The organism is Edaphobacter sp. (assembly GCF_035532915.1).
Classification (GTDB): Bacteria; Acidobacteriota; Terriglobia; order Terriglobales; family Acidobacteriaceae; genus Edaphobacter.
The window spans coordinates 1-2,715 of the sequence record NZ_DATKQC010000031.1; the positions used below are offsets into that span (position 1 = coordinate 1).

General features: G+C 59.2%; 4 protein-coding genes. 3 read left to right on the top strand and 1 reads right to left on the bottom strand.

Annotated elements, in window-relative coordinates; genetic code table 11:
• Positions 1-218 (top strand): heavy-metal-associated domain-containing protein (locus VMU57_RS01385; RefSeq protein ID WP_325380041.1); only part of this gene is annotated, 218 nt, incomplete at its 5' end.
• 41 nt (positions 219-259) lie between these two features.
• Complete coding sequence (locus VMU57_RS01390) at positions 260-1,018, top strand: DUF169 domain-containing protein (protein ID WP_325380043.1); 759 nt, start codon at positions 260-262, stop codon at positions 1,016-1,018.
• Positions 1,019-1,049: 31 nt separating this feature from the next.
• On the opposite strand, the gene VMU57_RS01395 is transcribed toward VMU57_RS01390, so the two are convergent.
• Positions 1,050-1,445, bottom strand: a complete 396-nt coding sequence (locus VMU57_RS01395) for a DUF309 domain-containing protein (RefSeq protein ID WP_325380045.1) — start codon at positions 1,443-1,445, stop codon at positions 1,050-1,052.
• An 85-nt stretch (positions 1,446-1,530) separates the two neighbouring features.
• Here VMU57_RS01395 and gltX point away from each other — a divergent pair.
• On the top strand, positions 1,531-2,715 hold a 1,185-nt coding region (gltX, locus tag VMU57_RS01400; RefSeq protein WP_325380047.1), incomplete at its 3' end, for a glutamate--tRNA ligase.

Genomic DNA, 2,715 nt, shown 5'->3' on the forward strand with positions numbered 1-2,715 from the left:
AGACCGTCACCTATCACGTCAGCGGATACACCTGCATCACCTGCGCGGTAGGGCTTGAGACGCTGCTGCGGCAGGAAAAAGGAGTGGCATGGGCGAAGGCAAGCTATCCCGATGCAAACGTGGTTATCAAGTTCAATCCCAAAGAAGTCTCTGAAGATTCGCTCAAGGCCTATATCGCCAGCATGGGTTTCAAAGCAGAGCCAGCACCTAAAGCCTAAAGGACACGTTACCGATCGCAATCGATTGAACAAGGAAAATCATGGAAAACAATACGTACGCAAAACTCGCTGCAACTCTGTCCGAATCGCTGAACCTTCGCCAGCCACCGGTAGCGATCAGCTTCACAAACACGGTTCCCGACGGCCTCGGCCGCCATACTGGACGAGTCTCCGCAGGCTGCCGCTTCTGGGAAGACGCCGCCGCCGCATCCTTTGCAACCTCTGCCGCCGATCATGAGATGTGCTCCATCGGCGTGTACACGCACAATCTGCAACCATCGCAACGACAGCAGATCGATCTCGGGGACACGCTCAAAGTTCTGGGTGAACTTGGCTATGTGCGCGAAGAAGATCTTGCCTCGATCCCTGTTCTTCAGTCGCAGTCAAAATTTGTCGTTTACTCTCCGCTCACCGAAACTCCATTGCCCCCCGACGTGGTGCTGCTCTTTGTCGATGCCAACCAATCGCTTGTGTTGACAGAGGCAACACAGCAGGTGGAGAACCAGACGGCGCCGGCGATGGGACGGCCAGCGTGCGCCGTTGTGCCACAGGTGATGAACACCGGTCGCGCTGCACTCAGCCTGGGATGCTGCGGAGCCCGCGCCTATCTGGATGTTCTGACCAACGATGTCGCACTCTTCGCGATTCCCGGCGCAAAGCTAGCGCAGTACACCGAGCGCATCGAGGCACTCGCCAAAGCCAACACAGTGCTTTCAAAGTTTCACCAAATCCGCCGTTACGATATTGAAGCCGGACGGACTCCGACCATCAAAGAATCGCTCATAGCCTTAGGAGCGTAGCTCTGAATCGCCTGCAAGAGTGGAGGCAGGATCAATTCTGCCTCCACTCGTCAGACTCTCCAGTTACCGGCTCCAGCAATATCTTCGGAGACGCAAGTCGCAACGGAGCATCATCCTCCAGCGCTCGCAGACACGAACGGATATCCTCGCGAAGTACCCCAACCCTTACTCCGCCAAATAAATTGGCATACGGCTCCAACCGCCGTAACGCTGCTCGTAGCAATGACGCGGCACCCTTCCGGTTTCCACGCTGAAGGTGATGAAACGCGGCAGTCGTCTGAATCAGCGCCTGTAAAAAAGTCTTCTCCGGCTCCTGTGCCTGCAGCCATACGCCCTCCCAATGCTCATGCGCCAGAAAAAACTCCTCGGCACGATAGCATCGCAGCCCCTCGGCAAGCGGCCCGCCGCTCCAGTCGAATCTTGTCATCCAGCCATTATCTCTATTCCGACGCAGCGAGCACTGCTCCCACCCATAGCCTTCCCTCTGCTAGCATCGAAGTCTAGCCCATATCATGACTACGACCAGCACAGAAGCCCCTATCCGCGTCCGTATCGCTCCCAGCCCCACCGGCGACCCCCACGTCGGCACCGCCTACATCGGCCTGCTGAACTTCATCTACGCCCGCCAGCGTGGTGGTAAATTCGTCCTCCGCATCGAAGACACCGACCGCACCCGCTTCGTTTCCACCTCCGAGCAGATGATCTTCGACACCCTCCGCTGGCTCGGCCTCGGCTGGGACGAAGGCCCCGACGTCGGCGGGCCCTACGGCCCCTATCGCCAGTCCGAGCGCACCGAAATCTATCGCCAGCACGCCGACCTTCTGCTCGCCAACGGAACCGCCTACCGCTGCTTCTGCACCGCGGAAGAGCTCGACGCCGCCCGCAAACAGCAGATCGCGGCAAAGCTCCCGCCGCGCTACCCCGGCACCTGCCGCCACCTGACCACAGAGCAGATCGAAGCAAACCTCGCGGCCAACAAACCTTTTGTCATCCGCATGGCCGTCCCCATTGAAGGCGCAACGACCTTCCGCGACGAACTGCGCGGCGACATTACCTTCGAGCACTCCACCATCGACGACCAGGTTCTGATGAAGTCCGACGGCTTCCCCACCTACCACCTCGCCAACGTCGTCGATGACCACCTCATGCACATCACCGACGTCATCCGCGCCGAGGAGTGGATATCCTCTACGCCCAAACACGTCCTGCTCTATAACGCATTCGGCTGGCAGCTACCGCGCTTCTGGCACATGCCGCTCTTGCGCAACATCGACAAGTCCAAAATCTCCAAACGCAAAAATCCCGTCTCGCTCATCTACTATCGCCAGGCCGGCTTTCTCCCCGAAGCTCTGATCAACTTCCTCGGCCTCATGGGCGGCGGCATGCCCTCACCCACCCCCATCGAGATCGTCAACGGCGCCAAAGAAAGCGAAATCTTTTCCCTCGACGATATGATCGAGCGCTTCGAGGTTCCCAACATCCGCCTTGGCGGCCCCGTCTTCGACCTCACCAAACTGCGCTGGCTCAACAGCGAGTACATCCGCGCCCTCAGCCCCGATGCCTTCTACACCGCCCTGCGCAGCACCATCCTCTCCGACGCCTACCTCCGCGAGATCGCCCCGCTCATCCAGCAGCGCGTCGAGACGCTCGGCCAGTTCGGCGACCTCACCAGCTTCTTCTTCCGCGACGACGTTCTC